Below are 23,529 nucleotides of genomic sequence, written 5' to 3'. Positions count from 1 at the left end.
TGTCTTTTAGTAATCATTATATTTATCTGCTTGCCAATTCCTTAATCATCAAACCCAATTCATAAATTCCCTTTTGAAGGTCTTCAAGAGATGCATAAGCATATGATAAGCGAATATAATTCCCTTTTTCTTGAGCATAGATACTGCCGAGATTGAGAAGTATCCCTTTTGTCAAAGCTTTTGTATAAAGTAATTTCATAGATAGTGAAGGCAATATTTTTACCCAAACAAAGAATCCTCCCTTCGGCATATTCCATGCAGCGACATTCTTCAAATTGGTTTCTAAGAGACTCATGACCAATTGCCTTCTCACCTTTAATTGACTTCTCACCTGTTCTAGATGTTGCTGGTATTCACCGGATGTAAACCACTCTGCCGCTACTCTCTGAGATAACGAACTGGAGCCGTAATCTGTTTGCATTTTTATGTCGGATAAACGTTCAATCACTGGTTCTGGACCGACGATCCATCCAATCCTCAAGCCCGGACTTAACGTTTTCGATAAACTGCCTATGTAAAGCACATGCCCATTTTTATCTATTGTTTTAATAGGATCTGGAGGAATCTCATCTATCCATAACTCACGATAAATGTCATCTTCAATAATGGGAAGCTGTGCATTCTCACTTGCCGCAAGGATTTCTTCCCGTCTCTTTTTTGACATTAAAATACCTGTCGGATTATGAAAACAGGGATTTGTATATAAGATAGCCCTCCCCCGTTCCCCCCTTGCCATGCGGATGTGTTCCGGCAAAAGCCCATCGTTATCCATAGGAACTCCAGTCAGCTTCATACCGGCTGATTGAAATACGTGTAATGAATAAAGATAGGACGGCTGGTCAAGATAAACGGTCGATCCCCTTTGCAAAAGCCCCATTGATATCAGCTGCAAGGCTTGCAGTGCGCCCGAAACAATAAGAATGGAAGAAGGAGAAGCTTGAATCCCGATTGTTCTTAAATAGCCGCTTAATGCCTCTCTCAAAGGCAAATAGCCTTTTGGTTCCTCATACCCGAATGCCTCTATGTTTTGAGATACCTTTCCCATGATCTCTTTCATAACAGCTAAAGGAAAAATCTCATGTGAAAGTTCTCCTTTACTGAGCTGTATAAGATCAGAATTCGATTCTGATTTATTGATCTCTTGAACGATTTTTTGGCTTGGCTGCTGGATTCCGGAGGTTACATACTGATCCCAATCGGGGGCGGAATTCTTAGCCAAAAGTGTCCATGTATTGTTCGTAACAACTGTCCCTTTGCCCATTCTGCCTTCGATTAATCCATCCGCCGTCAATTCCTCTAAAGCTGTAATGACTGTGCTCCTGTTCACCTCAAAGTGTTTAGCAAGCGTGCGCTGGCTTGGAATCTTACTTCCAATCGGCCATTCTCCATTTCCTATTTTCTCTTTTATAAATTGAATGATTTGTATGTACTTAGGAAGCTTTTTCATCTTTTTTTCTTCTGGAGCGCTCATAAAAAGGATCCTCCTTAAAAACTAAAGTGGTTGGGTCAAAATCTATTTAACTGGTTGAAGTCATATCATCAAATCTTTATTAATATAGAAACACATTAAATAACTGGTTGGTTTTTGTAAAGAGGAGTGAGAAAGATGCAAAAGAAAACAGTTCGAATCGGTATATCTTACAGTCTGATGATTGGGTTGTGGGCATCAGCTTTCCCGGGAATTCGAGCGGGTTTGGAGAGTTACACGCCGGAACACCTCGCTTTGTTTCGCTTGTTGATTGGGTCAATGGCACTGTTGGTTTTTGCTGTTTTGACTCATATGCGTTTACCTGACATGAAGGATATCCCTGCTATTTTATCGTTAGGATTTTTAGGTTTTGCACTATATCACATTTTGCTGAATATCGGAGAAAAAACAGTCAGCGCAGGGACAGCAAGCTTACTCGTGACCATGACACCTATTTTTTCTGCAATGTTATCTCGTCTGTTTTTTGGTGAACATTTTGGGCTTTATAAATGGATTGGCTCTATCATAAGTCTATTGGGTGTGTCGATCATTTCATTTGGGGCAGGAAACTATACAAATTCAGTGAACGGCATTTTGTTAATCCTGCTGGCAGCTTTTTCGGAGAGTATTTATTTCGTTTTTCAAGCTCGCTATATAAAAAAATATGGATTTATTCCATTCGTTACATTCACTATTTGGGGCGGGACAATACCTATGCTTGTATTTCTGCCTGGCTTAGGGGAAGAGTTTTTGAACGCTTCAATGAACTCAACATTGTCTATCGTTTACTTAGGTTTATTACCAACGGTTGTGCCTTACTTTGCACTTGCGTATGTAACTTCACTCGTCGGTGCTTCAGAAGCAGCCATTTCACTTTATTTAACACCAGCCGTAGCCTTGGCCATTTCTTGGGTGTGGTTAGGTGAGGTACCTGCGTTTATTGCACTGACAGGCGGGATGGTTACAGTCGCCGGAGTGTGTTTCACCTATCTAACAGTAAATAAAACGATAAAGATTTTAAATCCTTATTTCTTATCTAAAAAGCAATAAGGTGGATGAAGTTTAACCCTGAAAATAGAGTCATAAGCAGTTCTCCTTTTTAATGACTTGGGTATGGTTCACAAAGTTGAGTGTATGAATTTTTTTAGAGGATTGTGGTATGTTAAACATACAAATATTAATAGAAAGCAGGTGAGCCCATGCCAAACAATAGCAAACCCAACAGTTTAATCACGGAGAAGTCCCCCTATCTGCTCCAACATGCCCACAACCCCGTAAACTGGCATCCTTGGGGAAAAGAAGCCTTCGAAAAAGCAAAACGCGAAAACAAGCCGGTTCTTGTCAGCATCGGCTATTCGACGTGTCACTGGTGTCACGTAATGGCCCACGAATCCTTTGAGGACGAAGAGATCGCCGGTATGTTAAACGATAAATTCATAGCCATCAAGGTTGATCGTGAGGAGCGGCCTGATGTGGATTCCGTGTATATGAGAATCTGCCAGCTGATGACGGGGCAGGGCGGGTGGCCGCTGAACGTGTTCGTCACCCCAGATCAGAAGCCGTTTTATGCGGGGACATATTTTCCGAAGACGAGCAAATTTAACCGTCCGGGCTTTATCGATGTGCTTGAACATCTGTCCGAAACGTTTGCGAATGACCGGCAGCATGTCGAGGATATCGCCGAAAACGCCGCCGCTCATCTTGAAGTCAAGGTTCACCCGACCGAGGGCATGCTTGGCGAACAGGCTGTTCATGACACGTATCGCCAGCTGGCCGGCGGGTTTGATACAGTGTACGGCGGGTTCGGCCAGGCTCCAAAATTTCCGATGCCGCATATGCTCATGTTTCTGCTTCGCTACTACAGCTATACGGGCAAGGAACAGGCTTTGGCCGGCGTAACCAAGACACTCGACGGCATGGCGAACGGCGGGATTTTTGACCACATCGGGTTCGGCTTTGCCCGCTACTCGACTGATAATGAATGGCTCGTGCCGCATTTTGAGAAAATGCTGTATGACAACGCCCTTCTCCTGACCGCCTATACGGAAGCCTATCAAGTCACGGGTAATGAGCGCTACAAACAGATTGCGATGCAGATCGTAACGTTTATTCAGCGGGAAATGATGCATGAAGACGGCAGCTTTTTCTCAGCTTTAGACGCTGATACCGAAGGCCGTGAGGGGAAATATTACATATGGTCCAAAAAAGAAATTATGAACCTTCTCGGTGATGAACTCGGCCCGCTTTACTGCAAGGTGTATAACATCACAGATCAAGGCAATTTTGAAGGCGAAAACATCCCGCACCTCATTTTTACGCGGCGTGAGGCCATCCTCGAAGAGACCGGCCTCACAGGACATGAGCTGGCCGAACGCCTTGAAGAGGCAAGAACAAAATTGCTGGAGGCCCGTGAAAACAGAAGCTATCCGCATACAGATGACAAAGTGCTGACCTCATGGAACGCGCTCATGATTGCCGGGCTGGCAAAAGCCGCAAAGGTATTTCACGAGCCTGACTTTCTCAGCATGGCGGAAACAGCGATCCGCTTTCTCGAACGGCACCTCATGCCGGACGGGCGCGTCATGGTCCGCTATCGCGAGGGCGAAGTGAAAAACAAAGGGTTTATCGATGATTACGCTTTTCTCATCTGGGCTTACCTTGAACTGTATGAAGCGGGTTTTAATCCGTCTTATCTGCAGAAAGCGAAAACGTTATGTACAAGCATGCTGGAGCTGTTCTGGGATGAACGGCACGGAGGTTTCTTCTTTACGGGGAATGATGCTGAGACCCTTCTTGTCAGGGAAAAAGAGGTTTATGACGGAGCCGTGCCTTCCGGAAACAGCGCGACTGCCGTACAGCTGCTTCGTCTCGGCCGCCTGACGGGTGATATATCACTGATTGAAAAAGCCGAAGCGATGTTTTCTGTGTTCAAACGGGAAATAGAGGCCTATCCGAGCAGCAACGCTTTCTTCATGCAAAGCGTACTGGCACATACAATGCCCCAAAAAGAAATCGTTGTTTTCGGAAGGAAAGATGACCCGGACAGAAAACGTTTCATTGAGGCGCTTCAGGAGCATTTCACTCCCGCCTATACGATTCTCGCCGCAGAACATCCGGAAGAGCTTGCCGGCATTTCTGACTTTGCCGCGGGTTATCAAATGATCGACGGGAAGACAACGGTCTACATTTGTGAGAATTTCGCCTGCCGGAGGCCGACGACGGATATTGATGAAGCGATGAACACCTTACAAATCAGCAGCAGAGCCTAGGCGGCCTGCTGCTTTTCTTTTTTCACAAAACGGAATGCGAGCCATGCGAAGATGATATTGATCACCAGAGTCGATATGCAATCATATATTTCATAGCCGCCGGCTGCTGTTGTAAATATCGACGGAATGCCGCCGTACACCGAATGATCCTCTGTGAGAAAGATAAATAAAAACATATTATTGGCAGCGTGACCGCCAAGGGACATCTCCAGACTGCCCGTTTTAATCGTGATAAAGGTCCAGATCATGCCGATGGTGACATATCCGATTCCCGCCCAGAGAGCTCCATTTTCCATCTCCGGATTCCCGAAATGAAGTGCGCCGAATAATCCGCCGATAATGACTGTCAGAACCACCGCGTTTGCCGTCAATTTTCCGGCGAACTGAAGCAGAAAACCGCGAAAGAGAAATTCCTCCGCAGAGGTTTGAATCGGCACCAACAAGACGGCCGCCGCTAACAGCAGCAGAAAACGTGAAGCATGGAATTCCTGAAGCATGAAACGATCCGGATGAATTGTAAAATCAATCAGCCCCGCGACAAACATCAGCACAACATATGTGCCGAATCCAAAGAAAATCCTCTTCCAGTTCAGCGACTGATTCGGTGTGATGATGGATAAAAACCGCCGTTTCATAATGAAACGAACCGCTATCCAAATGCCCGGAATCGCTATGAAATAGACGATATGCTGTAAATAAATATCCGCCAGCGGGTCACTTAATGCCCCCTCATCCCAATTTATCGTCAGTGAAGGATTGAAAGCGGACGTGAGAAACATATAAAACACGGTCAGTATGCTTCCGAAAAAGAACAAACCCACAATGACCAACAGAGAAAGAATATATCTCGATACACTATTTCTTCCCTCTGCTGGGCGTACAAACGTATTCATATTTATGCATCAACTTCCTTTCCTTCAACATTTTACAATATAAACAGAAACAGATATAGGAAATGTTATATATTTTAAGAAGAAAGCGCTATGCCGTTTCCTTTGGCTCTGGTTATTTACACTCTGTTTTTGCCAAAAAAAGACCTTTATAATGTATTCGTCAGATAAATTCACAGTATTTTCTGATTACAATTGCAAAGTCAGGGGGTTTTTTATGAAACATCAGACATTCTCAAATGTAGCGAACCGATTAGACCGTCTCCCCATTTCACGTGTGCATTATCAAGTATTAACCGCTCTCGGAATCATCTATTTTTTTGATCTCGCTGATCTGTTTACGCTCAGCAACGTGGCTCCGGCGCTGATTGAGCATTGGGGCGTGAAGCTGTCCACCATTGCCGACATCACGGCCGCATCATTCCTGGGCATGTTTTTAGGCGCGTCCATCGGCGGAAGGCTGTCCGATCGGATCGGCAGGAAAAAAGCGCTGAATTGTTTTGTCCTTGTCTTTTCGATCTCATCTTTTCTGAATGCGCTGGCATGGGACATTCCGTCCTTAATGATTTTCCGATTCTTGACCGGTCTCGGCGTCGCGGCCGCCATGATTGTGACGAACAGCTATTTGGCGGAATTTTTTCCATCCTCCGTACGGGGAAAATACATCTCCCTTTGCGCCATGATCGGACTAATCGGCGTTCCCGTCACAAACGTTGTTTCCGCATTTGTCATTCCTTTAGGCTCATGGGGGTGGCGGCTCGTATTCGTATGGGGGGCGGCCGGTCTCATTTATTTCTTTTTTATCCGCCGGCTTGAGGAATCGCCGCGCTGGCACGAAAATCGGGGCGCATATGATCAGGCAAACGCCATTATGAACCGTCTTGAAGCACGTGCAGAGAAAGAAAAAGGCCCGCTTCCCGCGCCAAAAGAGGCGGCAGAAGTACATACAGTGAAGCGCGCAGGCTACTTAGGGCTGTTTCAGGGCAGGAATTTAAAGATCACCATCATCCTGTCAGCGGTATGGATTCTTGAAACCTTTGGCTTTTACGGCTTTGCTTCATGGGTGCCCAGCCTGCTGAAAAGCAACGGCATCACCATGGAAAAAACACTGTGGTACAATGTGCTTCACTCTGTCGGCGCACCGCTTGGCGCATTGCTCGGTTCCATGATATCCGAAACGTTCCAAAGGAAATGGATTCTGGCAGCAAGCGCCTTTCTGACTGCCATTGCCGGACTGTTATACGGCATGACGTTTATTCCCGTCATGATTATTGTGTTTGGATTTGTCGTTAACGTCATGGAACGGATCTTCACCTCAAATCTATACGCCTACACATCGGAACCGTATCCTACGGAATATCGCTCGGCCGGGAGCGGGCTGGCGTATGGGCTCGGCCGTTTTTCCAACATATTCGGCTCCCTGCTCGTCGGGTTTATTGCCGTTAAGCTCGGCTACATCAGCGTCTTTTTGTTCATCGGCGGCTGCTGGCTTCTGTGTTCCGTTTTGTTAATCCTCTTCGGCCCGAAAACAAATGCACAGCAAATTTAATCAAAAAAACAGTGCGGAATCACTCCGCACTGTTACACTGTGATTTCTATCAAATTGCCTTCCCCATCCTCTATCACGCTCTCATAATATCCGTCACCCGTCACGCGCGGGCCGCTTACAACCTGAAATCCATCGTTTTTAAACGTTTCCGTCAATTCATTCACCCGCTCCTTGCTGCCTGTAGAAAATGCGAGATGCGCCCATCCGGTCATATTCTGTGCCGGAGCTTCATCAATGCCGCCTTTTTTCATAAGTTCCAGCCTGCATCCGGAGTCAAATGAAAGAAAATACGATTTGAAATCTTTTTTCTCATTATGATAAAGGTCATTGGTCTTGGCGCCGAAGTATGTCTCATAAAACTCTTTCATCCGTTCCAAATCTTTCACCCATATCGCTGCATGTTCAATTCGCATATGTCCGCCTCCCTTTTTTTCTCAATCTATTTATAAAGCATGAAACCCATTTCAGCTCAAGACTTTTTTCCGCTGAAATTGATGCATAATTTGTTTTTTAGCCGTTTCTTCGTGAAAAAATAATAAAAATGCTTCCTTTCCGACCCGTTCCAAATGAAGTTCCAGGGATGGAATATTCAATGCCCGGCTGACGCTCAGATTTCCCTCGCCGATGATCTCCGCGTCCCATTTCTGTTCTTTCGCAAACTGGTACAAGCCGGCAGCCACGTCATCACTGTGCGCATAGATGGCCGTCGGCGCCTTGTCGAAACCCCAGAAGTGCTCACCCGCTCGCTTTCCGTCGTCCATATCATGGCATCCGACCAGAATGCGAGTTTCATCAAGAGAGCCGAAGACCGCCTTATATGCGGTTACCTTGTCGGCCGTACTCGGGCTTTTTTCCGCTTCCCGCACACATGTAAAAGCAACGTCTTGATGCCCGCGGTTTTTCAAATACAAAAAGCTTTCTCTGTATGCTGCCTGCCTGTCATTATAAGCGCAGGGAATCTCTTGATGCTGTGTATATTCACAAGCGACAATGGGACCGTATTCCAGGTAAGGCACGGCGGTCTCCCATTCATTCGCGCGGGACGTGACAATCAGTCCGTCAATCTTTTTCATTTTCAGCAGTTCGAAATATGTCATCTCTATAGCGGGGTCATAGTTGGTGGGGAGAAGGGTTGTCACGTAATCATGGGCAAACGCTTCCTTCGTGATACCGTTTACAATTTTGTCAAAGCAGGGATGGTCACTGTACGGCAAAATCACGCCGATTGTATTGGTCTTTCCGCGAATCAGATCAATGGCGGTTCGATTAGGGGTATAATCCAGCTCCTTCATCACTTGATTCACAAGACGCCTTTTCTCCTCAGATACGTACGGGTGTCGGTTTAATACGCGTGATACGGTGGCCACCGACACATTCGCCAGTTTCGCAATCTCTTTTATATTTGCCATGTGCTCCTCCATTTTCAGTGATAAAAAAGCAGCAAGAGTGGATTTCTCTTACTGCTATCTCATCATAAATCCACTGTCATTTCAACAGGGCAATGGTCAGAACCCATGATATCGGCACAAATGGCCGCTTGGCTGATCCGCTGCTTCAGTCTGTCTGAAACAATGACGTAATCAAGCCGCCAGCCGATGTTTTTCTCACGTGCGTTCGTCCTGTAAGACCACCAGGAATAGGCGCCTTCCCGATCAGGATATAAATAGCGGAATGAGTCGGTAAATCCCGCGTTCAGCAGGGCGCTGAACGCTTCCCGCTCCTGCTCCGAGAAACCGGCGTTCTTCCGGTTGGCTTTCGGATTTTTTAAGTCTATCTCCCTGTGTGCGACATTCAGATCGCCGCATAAGATCACGGGCTTCTTCCGGTCAAGCTTCTGCAGATAATCCTTAAAATCGGCTTCCCATTGAAGACGGTAATCAATTCGCTCTAATCCGCGTTTGGCATTCGGCGTATAACAGTTGACGACAAACACATGCTCAAATTCAAGCGTGATCACCCGTCCTTCTTGATCATGGTCGTCAATCCCCAGTCCATAGAGCACGTGCAGCGGCTTTTCTTTCGAAAAAACAGCCGTGCCTGAGTAGCCTTTTTTCACCGCATAGTTCCAATAGGCGTGATATCCTTCAGGCTGTAATGATACTTGTCCGTCCTGTACTTTTGTTTCTTGCAGACATAGAATATCGGCTTCCGTTTCCTGAACGTAAGTATTGATATCTATCTTTTTCATCACGGCACGCAAGCCGTTTACATTCCAAGACATCAGTTTCATGTGATCCCTCCTGTCCGGCTCAGCCGGTATTCCAGTGTTTCAATGTTTCCGCCCTCTAATGCCAGCAGCTGCTTTTTCATTTCTAAACCGCCTCTGAATCCGGTCAGTTTCCCGTTTTTTCCGATGACGCGATGGCACGGAACCGTAATCAATACCGGATTTTTTCCAATCGCAGCGCCCACGGCTCTTACGGCTGCCGGTTTCTGAATCATTTTTGCTATATCCGAATAGGAGTATATCTCGCCGTACGGTATGTCCATAAGCGCTTTCCATACAGCAAGCTGAAATTCTGTCCCGTAAAGATCCACCGGCACTGAAAAAGCTGATCTGCCATTTTCAATGTACTCGGACAGCTCTGCCGTATAAGGCGCCAGCTTTTCATCACCACGTGCCAATCGGTATTGCGGCAGTGATTTTTTTGCCCACTGCTCAAACTCTTCAAAGCTTCCATGATTTGACCCTATAAAGCAAAGCCCCTTAGATGTGGCGGCTGTATACAGGCTCCAATCATTCCGTGTGAAGAGTGTCCAATAGATCATAGGCTCTTTACTCATATTGAACCTCCCTGTCCCATTTTGGCCGTTTTTCGGTATTCTGTGGGCGAACTCCCGGTTCTCTTTTTAAAAAGAGTCGCGAAATGCGCTGTGTTTGGAATTCCGACAGTCAGAGCGATCTCCATGACTGTCATATCAGTATGCTTTAAAAGGTGTCCCGCCTTCGACAATCTTATTTTCTGTATATACTCAATCGGGGATATTCCCCTGATTTTTTTAAATGTCCGCTGTAAATGATAGGGGCTGCCGTGACACATTTCGGCCAGTACACTCAGAGTCAGGGATTCGTGATAATGGCGTTCAATGTATTCAATGATTTGAGCAATCCATTCTTCATCAGGAAGACGAAGACCGTTCGGCCGGCACCTTTTACAGGGACGAAAATGTTTATCGAGCGCTGCATCAGCCGTATCAAACACCAGTACGTTTTCTTTATTCGGAACTCTCGATTTACAAGAAGGCCGGCAGAAAATTCCCGTCGTTTTTACTGCATAATAAAATACTCCGTCATAAGAAGCATCATTGCGTATGATTGCGCTCCACTTTTCATCAGTCAGGATATTTCTGTCTGTCTCCATCTCAGCCACCCCCTGTTTTTCAGTATAAACAAATTCATTGCATAAGTACGCGTTTTTGAATAGAGGAGCAAGATAACAAAGGTGTAAGAAGCACTTCCATGTTTCATGTGAAACATTTCGGCAGGATGGAGGGGGACTGATATAAAAAAAGAGCAGGAGCCCGCAGGCTCTTGCTCTTTTCTTTCGGCTTACTCGCCAGTTACGTATGGAAGTAAAGCCATTTGACGTGCGCGTTTGATCGCGATAGTCAATTTACGTTGGTATTTCGCATGTGTTCCAGTTACACGGCGAGGTAAGATTTTACCACGCTCAGAAACAAACTTTCTAAGAAGATCTACATCTTTGTAATCGATGTGCGTAATGCCGTTAGAAGTGAAGTAACAAACCTTACGGCGTTTCGCACGACCGCCTCTGCGTCCTCCTGCCATTGTCATTTCCCACCTTTCTCGTTATGAATATAGCGATAATCTATTAGAACGGAAGATCATCATCCGAGATGTCAATCGGCTTGCCGTCGTTGGCAAATGGATCATCATTAAAGCTGTTCCCTTGATTTCGTCTCTGGTTGTTCTGATTTCCGCCGAACGGATTATCATTTTGGCCTCCGCCAAAGTATTGGCCTCCGCCGCTGTTTCCTTCGTTGTATCCGCCTGATCCAGAACCGCCGTTGTTTTTAGGCTCAAGAAATTGAACACTTTCAGCTTGGACTTCTGTCACGAAGACACGCTGTCCCTGCTGGTTTTCATAATTTCTTGTCTGGAGTCGGCCGTCTACGCCGGCAAGGCTTCCTTTTTTAAGAAAGTTTGCAACGTTTTCGGCTTGTCTTCTCCAAGTGACACAATTAATGAAATCGGCTTCACGTTCTCCGGACTGGTTCGTGAATGTACGATTCACAGCAAGAGTAAACGTGGCGACAGCCGCACCGCTTGGCGTATAACGAAGCTCTGGGTCTTTTGTCAGTCTTCCGACTAATACAACTCGGTTAAGCATATGAAAGACCACCTTTTAACATTATATATTTCAAATTGCTTATTCTTCTTCTTTAACAACGATGTGGCGAATGATATCGTCACTGATCTTAGCTAAACGGTCGAATTCAGCAACCGCTGCAGCTTCAGACTGAACGTTTAAGATTTGGTAGAAACCGTCACGGAAATCGTTGATTTCGTAAGCAAGACGACGTTTACCCCAATCTTTTGTTCCAGTGATCTCCGCTCCGTTAGAAGTTAATACGTTGTTGAAACGCTCGATAACTGCCTTCTTTGACTCTTCGTCAATGTTCGGACGGATAATGTACATAACTTCGTACTTTTTCATCTGTTTGCACCTCCTTTTGGTCTAAGCGGCCCTATAATGGGCAAGGAGCAATAATTCTATTACTCACAAGTTTATATTATACCAAAGCTCTTGTCCCTTTACAACTGTGTCCTATACATTAAATCGGAAATGAATGACATCTCCGTCTTGGACTACATATTCCTTACCTTCCAGACGCACTTTTCCGGCTTCTTTCGCTCCGGACATTCCGCCGCCTGCCAAAAGGTCTTCATAAGCAACCGTTTCAGCGCGGATAAAGCCGCGTTCAAAGTCAGTGTGGATGATACCCGCACACTCAGGAGCTTTCATGCCTTTTCTGAATGTCCATGCGCGCACTTCCTGTTCGCCCGCCGTAAAGTATGTCGCAAGGCCGAGAAGAGAGTATGACGCTTTAATCAGCTGATCAAGACCTGATTCTTCGATGCCGAGCTCCTCAAGGAACATTTGTTTTTCTTCGCCTTCCAATTCAGCAATTTCAGACTCAATTTTCGCGCAGACGACGATAACTTCGGCGTTTTCACCCGCGGCGTACTCCCGGATTTTCGCAACATATTCATTATCTGAAGGATCAGCCACTTCATCCTCGCTTACATTTGCTACATAAAGCACGGGTTTTGACGTAAGCAAATGAAGCTGCTTCACAAGCTTTTGCTGTTCTTCCGTAAATTCAACGGAACGGGCAGGCTTTTCTTGTTCGAAAGCTTCTTTTAATTTAGACAGAATGTCAAATTCAAAAACCGCTTCTTTGTCTTTTTGCTTTGCAAGCTTGCTTACACGCGTGATACGTTTTTCGACTGTCTCCATGTCGGCAAGAATCAATTCAAGATTGATCGTTTCAATATCGTCAATCGGATCGACTTTCCCTGACACGTGCGTAATATTGTCATCAGCGAATGCGCGTACAACGTGGCAGATCGCATCAACCTGACGGATATGAGAAAGAAACTTATTTCCGAGTCCTTCACCTTTTGATGCGCCTTTTACGATCCCCGCGATATCAGTGAATTCAAACGCAGTCGGCACCGTTTTTTTCGGGTTCACCAATTCAGTCAGCTTTTGCAGACGTTCATCCGGCACTTCCACGATTCCCACGTTCGGATCAATTGTACAGAACGGGTAGTTGGCTGATTCGGCACCAGCCTGGGTAATTGCATTAAATAACGTCGATTTTCCGACATTCGGCAAACCGACAATTCCAGCAGTTAAAGCCATTCTTTCATCTCCTCTATATCAAACCATCATCGTATAAACGTATTGTAAACCTAGAGCAATTATAAGGAGGTTCATAGGAAAAGACAAGCTGAGAAAAAAGCATTTCCCGCCCTCTCTCTCCTTAGATTATCCTTTTTTAACCGCTACCAGACAGTCAAAAAGCGTACTTCCCATTCCATTATCGGAATTTGAATCCTTTGTGAGCATGTTGACGGAGCCTCCGAATGCCGCCCACATGCCTTCATCTATATTCACCGTCCTCGGGTGAGCCTGCTTCATGATTTTCACCCTGCCGCGCAGACGGCCGCGGTCATTGTACACCTCTGCCGTATCTCCGTCTTGAAGTGAAAGCTCCTCGGCGATATCCGGCGACAGATCCACCTGAATCTGCTGAAGCTTTTCAATAAACGGCACGTGCTGTGAATGATTGGAGCGCTGCGGGTGAATGGACAGCAGCGTATACGGATATTTCCCGGCCAGTCCGGCGTCATGATAAACAGACTCCTCCGGCACTTCCAATTGAGGGAGGCCGCTGTATCCTTTCTCTTCTGCCAGTGACGAGACGAATTCAAATTTTCCGCTCGGGGTTAAAAATTGAAAATCACTCCACGGAACCTGTTTGACCGGAAGCGGCATATGTCCTTTTTCCTTTAATTGCTCAAGGGTGATTCCTTCTTTCTCCAAAGAAGAGAGCCCCATTTTTAAGAAATCTTCCGTACTGTAATCAAAGAGCTCCCCGAATCCGAGACGCTTTGCGAGTTCCGTCCAGATCCAGCGGTCTGATTTTGCCTCTCCCTGCGGTTCCGCAAGCTTCTTGCCATATTGAACATAGTGATGATACATGCTGGAATAATAAATATCTTCCTCTTCGAAAACAACGGCTGTCGGCAGCACATAGTCACAGAGCTTCGCCGTATCGGTCATGACCGAATCAATGGCCACTGTGACCGGTGTTTTTTCAAATGCTTCCTTCACTTTTTTTGTATTCGGCACCTGTGTCAGCGGATTGCCGCACGTCACGATGATCATCTCAATCGGCGGATCGGCTGCATTCAGCGCCTCTTCGGCTTGAGTCATCATCGAAAACGTTCTCGAACTTTTCTTCAGATCAGGCCGGGTGAGCTCGGCCTTTGCAAAGCTTTCACCGACTTGCACATTTCCGAAGTTTGCGCCGCCGCCTTTGATACCGACATTTCCGCTCGCCGCAGCTAAAGCGTCAATCCACCGTATCGTCCCGCCCCCGTTTTTATATCTCTGCATCCCAAGACCCATAAAAGTGGAGGCGGGACCGTCAGCATATAAATCAGCAAGATATTCAATCACTTCTAAAGACGTTTCTGTTTTCTCAATGATCTCCTCAATAGAAATCGTCTGCAGAAGCTTTTCTATTTCTTCAAAACCGACCGAATGCCTTTGAATGAAATCGGAATCGGTTCTGCCGGTTTGGCATAATATTTTTAAAACACCCGCCGCAAGCCAGCCATCCATGCCGGGTTTGACAGATATATACCGATCGGCAAGCTTGGCAGTCGGGTTAAAAATAGGATCAATGACCGTCAGTGTCGCTCCTTTTTTCTTCACCTGCTGCAGATGATGATAGAGGTGCATATTCGTCCGGGACACGTTTCTGCCCCATACGATCACATGCTTGCTGTGATAAATATCAAGCGGTCCATGCCCGTAAGAACGCCCGAAATCCCAGCGCTGCGCTTCAATGCCGGAACCCCAGCATATGCTGCCCGCAATCTCCGTCACACCGCCGTATCCATTGAAAAAACGCTGGTCGAGCGCCTTCAAAAGACCGTTATTGGCGTAATCATGACTGTGCAGCACTGCGGCAGTGCCCAACGTCTCCTTAATCACCGCCATTTTTTCAGCAATTTCATCTAACGCCTGCTCCCAGGAAATGCGGACAAATTCGCCGTCTATCTTTTTTAAAGGAAAACGAAGCCGTTCCGGCGCATTCGTTTTCGTCTCCAGCATTCTGCCCCGGCCGCAAATTTTCCCTTCCGTAATGGGATGATTCGGGTCTCCGTCTACTTTCGTCACCTTTCCATCCTCAACTGTCACCAAAAAGCCGCAGCTGTCCCAGCAATTCAGCGGGCACGCTGACTGATGCACTTTGCTCATCGGGCCTCTTCCTCTCCTCTATATGAAAAAGCATGAGCGCCAGCCCTTATGATGTAGGCTCCTCATGCTTGACGAGTACTTTTTTCAGCTTTCTCTCAAAATCTCTTCTCGGAATCATGACACTGTGGGAACAACCCGTGCATTTGATCCGAATATCCATTCCCATCCGAATGATTTTCCACCTGTTTTCACCGCAAGGATGCGGTTTCTTCATTTCAACAATATCATTCAGGCCAAAGTCTTTATCCGCCAAGACCCTTCACCTCTCTCCATAGACTGCTTTATTTATTGTACAAAAAAAGACAGGATAAGAGCAACGGCCGCACCCAAAATGAGCATTATACTTTTTTCCATCTCCCTAAAATAGGGTAAAGAAGAAGACATACCAGCAAATAAAGACTTAAAAGCCCGTAAATGGGATATAAAATCGCGATCAAATCTGAAAAACCGATTGTCGTAAAAGGCACCATCACAGCTAAAAGAAGAGATACGAGCGTCCATCTCGGCAATTTCACAAATGCAAGCATGCGGCTGGACAGCCCGAACAGACCGGTCACGGTTGTCGTATAGATGGCTAAAAAAAGCACGGCGGCCATACAAAGAAATAACGGATAAGGAGCGCCTTCAAGGACAGCGAAAAGAGGAATCTCATATTGTGTAAGACTGCCTGAAAGCTGTACAAGCGTTTCATTGTAAACAAATGAAATCATACCGAAAATCAGCCCGCTTGCAACGCTTGCGATTTTCGCTTCTCCCAGTCCCTTCATATCTTTCCCGATTGAAGAAAGAACAGCGACAACAGAAAGGATGTTTAAGGACGTGAAGGTAATGCTTGCCGGCCAATTATACTGGCGGGTCAAATCTATCGTCCACGTGTAATGATGGGTTGTCTGAAAAAAGACCAATGCATATAACAGCCCCGCTACAAGAATCGGTATCAAAATACTATTCAGAGATAATATTCCTTTTATATCCCAAAAGAATAAACCGACGGTCACAATGCAAAGAAGAAAAATACCGATCCAAAACGGCAGCTTGTACATTTGCAGCGTCACACCGCCGCCGGCAATCATAACCATCGTCATTGAAAACAAATAAAACATAATAAGCACATCATAGACTTTAGCAAGAGCCGGCCCCATCAGATGCTCAAGCACAGGTAAAAAGTGCGTTGATTGAACCCGATAGCTGATCTTCAACACAATATAAGCCGAAATCGTAAACATGACTGTAAACAATACAATAGCCAGTCCGCTTTCGACACCGAAAAACTGCCATATTTCCTGCCCGCTTGCATACCCAGCCCCAATCTGGCTGCTTAATATGAGCAGCATCCACTTCATCCCGGCTCTCCACACCCTCATCACCTCATAAAATTTCTGATCATCTCCGCATATTGCTACTATATTGAGTGACAGCGGCAATCATTCATACAAATGGGACAAATATGGTATGATATCGACGATTGACTATTCAGAAAAATTCACTTATGCAAGGAGCTCAAACCATGTACATCAGGCGTTTAACCGCAAATGATACCCAGCCTTATACCGATATCAGGCTCAAAGCTTTAAAAGATCACCCGGACGCATTTGCCGTCAGCTATGATGAGGAGAAAGAATGGCCGTCCGAAAAATTTAAAGCCAGGCTTGAAGCCGACAATGCCATCGTGCTTGGCGCCTTTGAAAAAGACAGACTGATAGGAATCCTCAAGATCTCCAAGCATCCGCTGTTTAAACTAAGACACATTACGGTTATCGGTTCTATGTATATTTCCCCCAAACACCGAGGGTCAGGCGCGGGAAAAGCTTTAATGACGGAAGCCATCAGCCGTGCAAAAAAGATGAAGGACACAGAACAGCTCCATCTCTCTGTTACCTCAACAAATGAACCCGCAAAAAAACTCTACGCCCAGTTAGGATTTATTCTCTTCTCTACAGAAAAAAGAGCGCTGAAATTAGATCATCAGCGATATGTCGATGTAGATCAAATGGTCTTATTTCTTTCATGAACTTAGAGAACAATCGCTCTGGGTTCTTTTTTCTATCCCGCTCTTTTCAAACAACCGGCATGCTGATCACGACATAAGCATAAAAAAAGGAAGCGCTGGATATACTGTAAACAACCATACAACACCAAAAACAACAATGTAATACTCGTATGACATGACAAGGAAGTGAACCTTATGAATCGAAAAGGCGGGCTTTTTTCTCAAGAACGGGCAAAACAATATGTATCTCATACGGATTCTTCTGCTGCGAATCAAATACAAGCGATCCTTACTTCATCTTTACGTAAAGCAGCCGGCAGACCGTTAGTCACCGTGTGTATCGGCACAGATCGGTCGACCGGAGATTCATTAGGTCCGCTCGTAGGAACAAAGTTAGAAAAAATGAATTTAGGCAGATTGCACGTTTACGGCACGCTGTCAGATCCTGTTCACGCCGTCAATATGAAAGACAAGCTGAAAGATATTCAACATCTACATAAAAATCCGTTTATTATAGCGGTTGATGCTTGTTTAGGCCGCGTCAAAAGCGTAGGGTCATTTCAAATCGGCGATGGGCCGCTGAAGCCCGGAGCAGGTGTTCAAAAAGATCTTCCTGAAATCGGTGACGTCCATATCAATGGAATCGTCAATGTCAGCGGGTTTATGGAGTATTTTGTCCTGCAGAATACGAGGCTTCATCTTGTTATGAGCATGGCAAATGTTTTAGCAGAGGGGTTACAGCTGACAGATAAATCAGAAGGCCGGCAGGAACGGCTCAGTCCGTTTCATAAGCTGACAAGACGTATATAAAAAACCATCTTTTTTTAAAAAGATGGTTTTTACGCTTCTCTTTCAGACAATAGTTCTAGGATACGTTCAAGATCTTCATTTGAGAAAAACTCAATCTCAATCTTCCCTTTTTTCTTTTGTCTCTTAATATTTACTGTTGTTCCGAAGTAATTTTGCAAATACGATTCCCGCTCTTTTAACACCACATCTTGAACAGGTTCTTTTTTCTTTGTTTCACGTGGAACATTGTTATTTAACTGCTGAATCAGCTGCTCAAGCTGACGGACGTTCAGCTGTTCTTCAACCACTTTCTTCACAAGCGGTTCAAGCTTGTTTTTATTTTTCAAACCAAGCAAGGTTCTGCCGTGTCCCATGGATAACGTACCTTCTGCAATGAGGTTCTGGATGCTTTCCGGCAGTGTCAGCAGTCTTAAATGGTTGGCAATATGAGGCCTGCTTTTTCCGAGCCGTTTAGCGAGCTGTTCCTGGGTTAAATCCAAATGCTTCAGCAGTGAGTCATATGCCAGAGCTTCTTCAAGCGGTGATAAGTCTTCACGCTGAAGGTTTTCCAAAAGAGCGATTTCCCGCATCAGCGATTCAGATAAATCCCGCACGATAGCCGGCACTGTCTCTTTACCGGCAAGTTTTGCGGCGCGGTAACGGCGTTCGCCGGCTACAATATCATAGCCCTTCAATGATTTTCTCACGATAATGGGCTGAAGAATGCCATGCTGAATGATGGATTCCTTCAGTTCAGCTAATGACTCATCGTCAAATTGTTTTCTTGGCTGATAAGGATTGGGACGTAAATCACTGATTTTAATCTCTTCCACTGTCTCTTCAGACAAATCAACCTGATTAAACAACGCGTTAATCCCTTTTCCGAGCCCGCCTTTAGCCATTCGCTGCCACTTCCTTTGCTAAATCTAAATATACTTCCGCACCTCTCGAACGCGGATCGTATAATATGATCGGCTTGCCGTGACTCGGCGCCTCACTTAAACGGACATTTCGAGGAATAATGGTTTGATACACTTTATCTCTAAAGTATTTCTTTACCTCTTCTATCACTTGAATGCCGAGATTCGTTCTGGCATCAAGCATCGTCAGAAGCACTCCTTCTATCATTAAGTCGGTATTTAAATGTTTTTGCACAAGCCGAACTGTATTTAATAATTGACTCAATCCTTCAAGAGCGTAGTATTCGCACTGAACCGGGATAACGACTGAATCTGAAGCGGTAAGCGCATTAATCGTTAATAACCCGAGAGACGGAGGACAATCAATAATCATGTAATCGTAATTTTGTTTCACTGATTCTAATGCTCTTTTCAGCCTGACCTCCCGTGAGATCGTCGGAACCAATTCGATTTCCGCTCCCGCAAGCTGGATCGTGGCCGGAATGACATCTAAGTTCTCTACTGAAGTCGGTTTAATAATATCTGTAACATCTGCATCATCTACTAAAATGTCGTACACACAATGATCCACATCGGCTTTTTCAATCCCTAATCCGCTCGTTGCATTGCCCTGCGGATCAATATCAACAAGAAGAACCCTTTTACCTATGTAAGCCAAGCAAGCCCCCAGATTAACAGAAGTCGTCGTCTTCCCGACTCCGCCTTTTTGGTTCGTAATTGCTATGATTTTTCCCACGATGTCACCTACCTTCACATGAACATGTACTGTCTTGTTTCTATCTTATCAAAAAAAGAGTAAAGCGTTTTATTTTTTTCATAATTTGTTTATCAGCAAGTGAAAAAAATGTAAACGAAAAAGACACTTTCTAATATAAGTTCTCCGATAAAGTGACTTTTTTGACTGTAAAAAGACAATTCACGACACAAAAAGATAAAATTTTACATATATAATGTATAGTGCACAATAAATCTATCATTATCTCAAAATAGTTTTTTGACCTAAATAAAAACTCCCCTGCTGATCAGGAGAGTTTTTATTTAGGTATCCGAATGGTAAGCTGGATGTACTCTTCGAATTCTTCTTCTTCAGTATTCAGTCTGACGCCGCTGTCTTCTACCATAGACAGTGACTGACGAATCGTATTCATCGCAATTCTTGTATCCCTGCTGAACGCTTTGCGTCTCGGCTTTGGTTTCTGCTTATTCTGTTCAAGCATTTTCACCACTCTGTCTTCCGTCTGCTTGACGTTTAAGCTTTTCTCAATGATTTCCGCAAGCAATGTGACCTGAAACTCCGGCTGTTTGAGCGGAATCAGTGCTCTTGCATGACGTTCCGTAATTTTTTTCTCCATAATCGCATCCTGGACGGGTTCCGGGAGCTTTAACAATCGGAGCTTGTTCGCAATCGTTGACTGGCCTTTTCCTAAGCGCTGCGCCAAGGCTTCCTGTGTTAAATCATGAAGTTCTAACAGCCTTGCGTACGCATGAGCTTCCTCAATGGAGGACAATTCTTCCCTTTGCAGGTTTTCAATCAAAGCGACAGATGCTGTTTCCGTATCAGAAAAATCTTTAATAATTGCGGGAATCTTCTCCCATTCAAGCGTCTGTACCGCTCTCCAGCGCCTTTCACCCGCAATGAGCTCATATTGTCCTTCATCTTCTGTATGTCTGACAACAATCGGCTGAATGATGCCGTGTGTATGGATAGTCATTGCTAACTCTTTGATTTTTTCATCTGAGAAAATGGTGCGTGGCTGAAAACGGTTGGGAACGATAGCATGTACCGGTATTTCGAGTATCTCTTCTTTGTTTGTATCATGCTCAGCTATCTCCGGTTCCTCTTCCTTCTCACCAAACCCGAAGAAACGAGAGAATGAATGCTTCATGTACCTACACCACCTTTAAAAACTGCCATTTTTATAATTCTATTTTCTCATGGTTTTTCCTGCTGTATCTTCATCAATTTTGCAGAAAATATGATGGAATTGTCACATCAGGCTGTCTAAATTACCCTTCAATTGGCGATTTATTTGGAGTACCCGGTTTTCTCGGATATTTTTTCGGAGTGCTTTTCGTCTTGCGAATGATCATAATGTTCCGTTCACTTTCTTCAACAGGAAGTGTAAAGGAATGAACTTGTTCAAGCTCTCCTCCCAATACTTTAATCGCCTTTTGCCCCGCTTTCAGCTCTTCATCAGCAGCTGCTGCTTTTAGTGCCGCAAATACGCCGTTTTTCTTGGCCAGCGGCAGACAAAGCTCACTCAGGACCGACAGACGCGCCACCGCACGGGCCGTCACGAGATCGAAGCTTTCCCGTACGTCTTTCCGCTGTCCGAATGTCTCCGCTCTGTCATGGACAAATGTCGTATGCTCTAATTGTAAAGCATCAGAGAGAGTTTCCAAAAACGTAATCCGCTTATTCAGTGAATCGACGATGGTGACATGCAGATGCGGGAAGCAGATTTTGATGGGCAGGCTTGGAAAACCGGCGCCGGCGCCGACATCACAAAGAGTGGTGACCTTTTCAAAATCAATATAAAATGCCGCCGTTATCGAATCATAAAAATGCTTGAGATAAACTTCCTTTTTCTCAGTGATGGATGTCAGATTCATTTTTTCGTTCCATTCCACGAGCATCCGGTAATACAACTCGAATTGCTCCAGCTGGCGGTCAGAAAGGGAAATCCCTTTCTCCGCTAAACTGGATGTAAATTCCTCTATATTCATGCCGTCATCCTTTCTATTCAGCTACCTTGGCAATACGGCCCTGCTCCAGGTATACCAGCAGGATTGAAATATCTGCCGGATTGACGCCGGAAATACGGGACGCTTGAGCAACTGATAAAGGACGCACTTCTTTCAGCTTTTGACGGGCTTCAGTAGCAATTCCTTTAATGGCGTCATAATCAATCCGATCAGGGATTTTTTTGTTTTCCATTTTCTTCAGCTTTTCCACTTGCTGCAAGGATTTTTCGATATATCCTTCATATTTCACCTGAATTTCCACTTGTTCCGCCACATCTTGCGGAACCGGAGAATCTGCAGGCGCAAGTTTTGTCACTGTTTCATAGTTCATTTCCGGACGTTTCATTAAATCTGTGCCGCGCACTCCGTCTTTCAGCTCGCTTCCGCCGAGTGAACGGATATATTCCTGATTCTCAGGAGACGGCTTGATAATAACAGACCAGAGACGTTTTTTCTCCGCCTCGATCGCCGCTTTTTTCTTCTCAAACGCTTCATAGCGCTCATCAGAAATTAAGCCGATATCGTGGCCGATTTCCGTCAGACGAAGATCCGCGTTGTCGTGACGGAGCAGCAGTCTGTATTCCGCCCGTGAAGTCAGCAGACGGTACGGTTCATTGGTTCCTTTCGTTACCAAATCATCAATCAATACACCGATATAAGCATCGGAACGGCTGAGGATCACTTCTTCTTTTCCAAGCGCTTTGCGGCCTGCGTTGATCCCTGCCATAATTCCTTGCCCGGCTGCTTCCTCATAACCTGATGTACCGTTAATTTGACCGGCCGTGTACAGGTTAGGGATTTTTTTCGTCTCCAGTGTAGGCCAGAGCTGCGTCGGTACAATCGCGTCATACTCAATCGCGTATCCGGCTCTCATCATCTGCACCTTTTCCAGTCCCGGAATGGTCGCCAGCATCCGCTGCTGCACGTCCTCAGGAAGACTCGTGGATAAACCTTGAACGTATACTTCCTGCGTATTTCTGCCTTCCGGCTCAAGGAAAATCTGATGACGCGGTTTATCATTAAACCGAACGACTTTATCTTCAATCGAAGGGCAGTATCTCGGTCCCGTTCCTTTAATCATACCGGAATACATTGGCGAACGATGCAGGTTGCTGTCGATGATCTCATGAGTCTCAGGACTCGTGTAAGTCAGCCAGCAAGGCAGCTGATCGGTAATGTATTCAACCGTTTCATATGAGAAAGCGCGCGGAACCGGGTCCCCCGGCTGGATTTCTGTTTTGCTGTAATCAATGGAATCGCTTGAGACACGAGGAGGCGTGCCCGTTTTAAAACGGACGAGATCAAAACCGAGCTCCTCTAAGTGCTCAGAAAGTTTAATAGACGGCTGCTGGTTATTCGGACCGCTTGAGTAAGACAGATCACCGAGAATGATCCGCCCTCTTAAATACGTTCCGGTTGTCAGCACGACCGTTTTTGCCTTATATTCAGCACCGGTTTGCGTAATGACACCGCGGCACTCCCCGTCTTCAATGATTAAACGCTCGGCAATCCCTTGAAGAAGTGTCAAATTCGGTGTTTTTTCCAGCGTATGCTTCATTTCGTGCTGATATTGGAATTTATCCGCCTGCGCACGCAGCGCCCGTACGGCCGGACCTTTTCCTGTATTCAGCATTCTCATTTGAATATGAGTTTTATCTATATTTCTAGCCATTTCTCCGCCGAGCGCGTCAATTTCGCGGACGACAATCCCTTTCGCGGGGCCGCCGACAGACGGATTACATGGCATAAACGCAACCATATCAAGATTGATCGTCAAAACAAGCGTTTTGGCTCCCTGGCGCGCGGATGCGAGGGCAGCCTCAACACCGGCATGCCCGGCGCCGATGACAATCACGTCGTATTGGCCTGCTTCATACCCCATGGTTTT

General features: G+C 45.5%; 24 protein-coding genes. 5 read left to right on the top strand and 19 right to left on the bottom strand.

Annotation, left to right across the window (positions count from 1 at the left end; all coding sequences use genetic code 11):
* Positions 1-22 precede the first annotated feature (22 nt).
* A complete protein-coding gene (locus AC1RRX_RS14445) occupies positions 23-1,471 on the bottom strand; it encodes an aminotransferase-like domain-containing protein (RefSeq protein WP_032870842.1) in 1,449 nt (482 codons plus the stop codon).
* A gap of 135 nt (positions 1,472-1,606) precedes the next feature.
* On the opposite strand from AC1RRX_RS14445, the gene AC1RRX_RS14440 reads away from it, so the two are divergent.
* Both AC1RRX_RS14440 and AC1RRX_RS14435 read left to right on the top strand, forming a co-directional pair.
* On the top strand, positions 1,607-2,518 hold the full coding sequence (locus tag AC1RRX_RS14440) for a DMT family transporter (RefSeq protein ID WP_061861073.1): 912 nt from the start codon (positions 1,607-1,609) through the stop codon (positions 2,516-2,518).
* Positions 2,519-2,667: 149 nt separating this feature from the next.
* Positions 2,668-4,737, top strand: a complete 2,070-nt coding sequence (locus AC1RRX_RS14435; protein WP_053104733.1) for a thioredoxin domain-containing protein — start codon at positions 2,668-2,670, stop codon at positions 4,735-4,737.
* On the opposite strand, the gene AC1RRX_RS14430 is transcribed toward AC1RRX_RS14435, so the two are convergent.
* On the bottom strand, positions 4,734-5,630 hold the full coding sequence (locus AC1RRX_RS14430) for a CPBP family intramembrane glutamic endopeptidase (RefSeq protein ID WP_144464682.1): 897 nt from the start codon (positions 5,628-5,630) through the stop codon (positions 4,734-4,736). The genes AC1RRX_RS14435 and AC1RRX_RS14430 overlap by 4 nt on opposite strands.
* Before the next feature lie 214 nt (positions 5,631-5,844).
* Here AC1RRX_RS14430 and AC1RRX_RS14425 point away from each other — a divergent pair, with 214 nt between their 5' ends.
* Positions 5,845-7,176 carry an MFS transporter gene (locus tag AC1RRX_RS14425; protein ID WP_144464680.1) on the top strand — a complete coding sequence of 444 codons (1,332 nt, stop codon included), beginning with the start codon at positions 5,845-5,847 and terminating at the stop codon, positions 7,174-7,176.
* A gap of 32 nt (positions 7,177-7,208) precedes the next feature.
* Here the strand turns inward: AC1RRX_RS14425 and AC1RRX_RS14420 are convergent, their stop codons facing one another.
* The 12 genes from AC1RRX_RS14420 to AC1RRX_RS14365 all read right to left on the bottom strand — a co-directional run bounded on the left by AC1RRX_RS14420 (position 7,209) and on the right by AC1RRX_RS14365 (position 16,561).
* Positions 7,209-7,589: a VOC family protein gene (locus AC1RRX_RS14420; RefSeq protein ID WP_144464678.1), complete on the bottom strand. Its 381-nt coding sequence runs from the start codon at positions 7,587-7,589 to the stop codon at positions 7,209-7,211.
* A 51-nt stretch (positions 7,590-7,640) separates the two neighbouring features.
* The gene (locus AC1RRX_RS14415) at positions 7,641-8,585 is read right to left on the bottom strand and encodes a LacI family DNA-binding transcriptional regulator (RefSeq protein ID WP_007409892.1); all 945 of its coding nucleotides are present in this window, start codon (positions 8,583-8,585) and stop codon (positions 7,641-7,643) included.
* Between the two features lie 62 nt (positions 8,586-8,647).
* On the bottom strand, positions 8,648-9,406 hold the full coding sequence (xth, locus tag AC1RRX_RS14410; protein ID WP_007409893.1) for an exodeoxyribonuclease III: 759 nt from the start codon (positions 9,404-9,406) through the stop codon (positions 8,648-8,650).
* Positions 9,403-9,960, bottom strand: a complete 558-nt coding sequence (locus AC1RRX_RS14405) for a methylated-DNA--[protein]-cysteine S-methyltransferase (protein WP_144464676.1) — start codon at positions 9,958-9,960, stop codon at positions 9,403-9,405. The genes xth and AC1RRX_RS14405 overlap by 4 nt, the downstream gene beginning before the upstream one ends.
* Positions 9,957-10,538, bottom strand: a complete 582-nt coding sequence (locus AC1RRX_RS14400) for a bifunctional transcriptional activator/DNA repair enzyme AdaA (RefSeq protein ID WP_144464674.1) — start codon at positions 10,536-10,538, stop codon at positions 9,957-9,959. The genes AC1RRX_RS14405 and AC1RRX_RS14400 overlap by 4 nt, the downstream gene beginning before the upstream one ends.
* Before the next feature lie 188 nt (positions 10,539-10,726).
* Positions 10,727-10,966 carry a 30S ribosomal protein S18 gene (gene rpsR, locus AC1RRX_RS14395; protein WP_029325793.1) on the bottom strand — a complete coding sequence of 80 codons (240 nt, stop codon included), beginning with the start codon at positions 10,964-10,966 and terminating at the stop codon, positions 10,727-10,729.
* Between the two features lie 43 nt (positions 10,967-11,009).
* Positions 11,010-11,528 carry a single-stranded DNA-binding protein SsbA gene (ssbA, locus tag AC1RRX_RS14390; RefSeq protein WP_007615071.1) on the bottom strand — a complete coding sequence of 173 codons (519 nt, stop codon included), beginning with the start codon at positions 11,526-11,528 and terminating at the stop codon, positions 11,010-11,012.
* A 39-nt stretch (positions 11,529-11,567) separates the two neighbouring features.
* The gene (rpsF, locus tag AC1RRX_RS14385; RefSeq protein WP_004392977.1) at positions 11,568-11,855 is read right to left on the bottom strand and encodes a 30S ribosomal protein S6; all 288 of its coding nucleotides are present in this window, start codon (positions 11,853-11,855) and stop codon (positions 11,568-11,570) included.
* 111 nt (positions 11,856-11,966) lie between these two features.
* On the bottom strand, positions 11,967-13,067 hold the full coding sequence (gene ychF, locus AC1RRX_RS14380) for a redox-regulated ATPase YchF (RefSeq protein ID WP_004392975.1): 1,101 nt from the start codon (positions 13,065-13,067) through the stop codon (positions 11,967-11,969).
* A 126-nt stretch (positions 13,068-13,193) separates the two neighbouring features.
* The gene (locus tag AC1RRX_RS14375; RefSeq protein WP_144464672.1) at positions 13,194-15,197 is read right to left on the bottom strand and encodes a molybdopterin-dependent oxidoreductase; all 2,004 of its coding nucleotides are present in this window, start codon (positions 15,195-15,197) and stop codon (positions 13,194-13,196) included.
* A 46-nt stretch (positions 15,198-15,243) separates the two neighbouring features.
* A complete protein-coding gene (locus tag AC1RRX_RS14370) occupies positions 15,244-15,450 on the bottom strand; it encodes a DUF951 domain-containing protein (RefSeq protein WP_004392973.1) in 207 nt (68 codons plus the stop codon).
* A gap of 85 nt (positions 15,451-15,535) precedes the next feature.
* The gene (locus AC1RRX_RS14365; RefSeq protein WP_088005468.1) at positions 15,536-16,561 is read right to left on the bottom strand and encodes a YkvI family membrane protein; all 1,026 of its coding nucleotides are present in this window, start codon (positions 16,559-16,561) and stop codon (positions 15,536-15,538) included.
* Positions 16,562-16,704: 143 nt separating this feature from the next.
* Between AC1RRX_RS14365 and AC1RRX_RS14360 the strand changes: the two genes are divergently transcribed.
* Both AC1RRX_RS14360 and yyaC read left to right on the top strand, forming a co-directional pair.
* Positions 16,705-17,208 (top strand): GNAT family N-acetyltransferase, encoded by a 504-nt coding sequence (locus AC1RRX_RS14360; RefSeq protein ID WP_144464670.1) that lies wholly within the window; start codon positions 16,705-16,707, stop codon positions 17,206-17,208.
* Positions 17,209-17,382: 174 nt separating this feature from the next.
* Positions 17,383-17,997, top strand: coding sequence for a spore protease YyaC (yyaC, locus tag AC1RRX_RS14355; RefSeq protein ID WP_004392969.1), 615 nt, complete (start codon positions 17,383-17,385; stop codon positions 17,995-17,997).
* A gap of 29 nt (positions 17,998-18,026) precedes the next feature.
* Here the strand turns inward: yyaC and AC1RRX_RS14350 are convergent, their stop codons facing one another.
* From AC1RRX_RS14350 to mnmG, 5 genes are all read right to left on the bottom strand, one after another.
* A complete protein-coding gene (locus AC1RRX_RS14350; protein ID WP_004392966.1) occupies positions 18,027-18,878 on the bottom strand; it encodes a ParB/RepB/Spo0J family partition protein in 852 nt (283 codons plus the stop codon).
* Positions 18,871-19,632 (bottom strand): sporulation initiation inhibitor protein Soj, encoded by a 762-nt coding sequence (gene soj, locus AC1RRX_RS14345; RefSeq protein WP_007409899.1) that lies wholly within the window; start codon positions 19,630-19,632, stop codon positions 18,871-18,873. The genes AC1RRX_RS14350 and soj overlap by 8 nt, the downstream gene beginning before the upstream one ends.
* A gap of 298 nt (positions 19,633-19,930) precedes the next feature.
* Entirely contained in the window at positions 19,931-20,782 is an 852-nt protein-coding gene (noc, locus tag AC1RRX_RS14340; protein WP_007409900.1) for a nucleoid occlusion protein, read from the bottom strand.
* A 121-nt stretch (positions 20,783-20,903) separates the two neighbouring features.
* Entirely contained in the window at positions 20,904-21,623 is a 720-nt protein-coding gene (gene rsmG / locus AC1RRX_RS14335) for a 16S rRNA (guanine(527)-N(7))-methyltransferase RsmG (RefSeq protein WP_007409901.1), read from the bottom strand.
* A 13-nt stretch (positions 21,624-21,636) separates the two neighbouring features.
* A complete protein-coding gene (mnmG, locus tag AC1RRX_RS14330) occupies positions 21,637-23,523 on the bottom strand; it encodes a tRNA uridine-5-carboxymethylaminomethyl(34) synthesis enzyme MnmG (protein WP_007615086.1) in 1,887 nt (628 codons plus the stop codon).
* Positions 23,524-23,529: the final 6 nt, after the last annotated feature.

The organism is Bacillus sp. GW821-FHT11D08 (genome assembly GCF_058808515.1).
The sequence above is the reverse complement of the archived record's forward strand: the minus strand, read 5'-3'. Positions and strand labels throughout refer to the sequence as shown.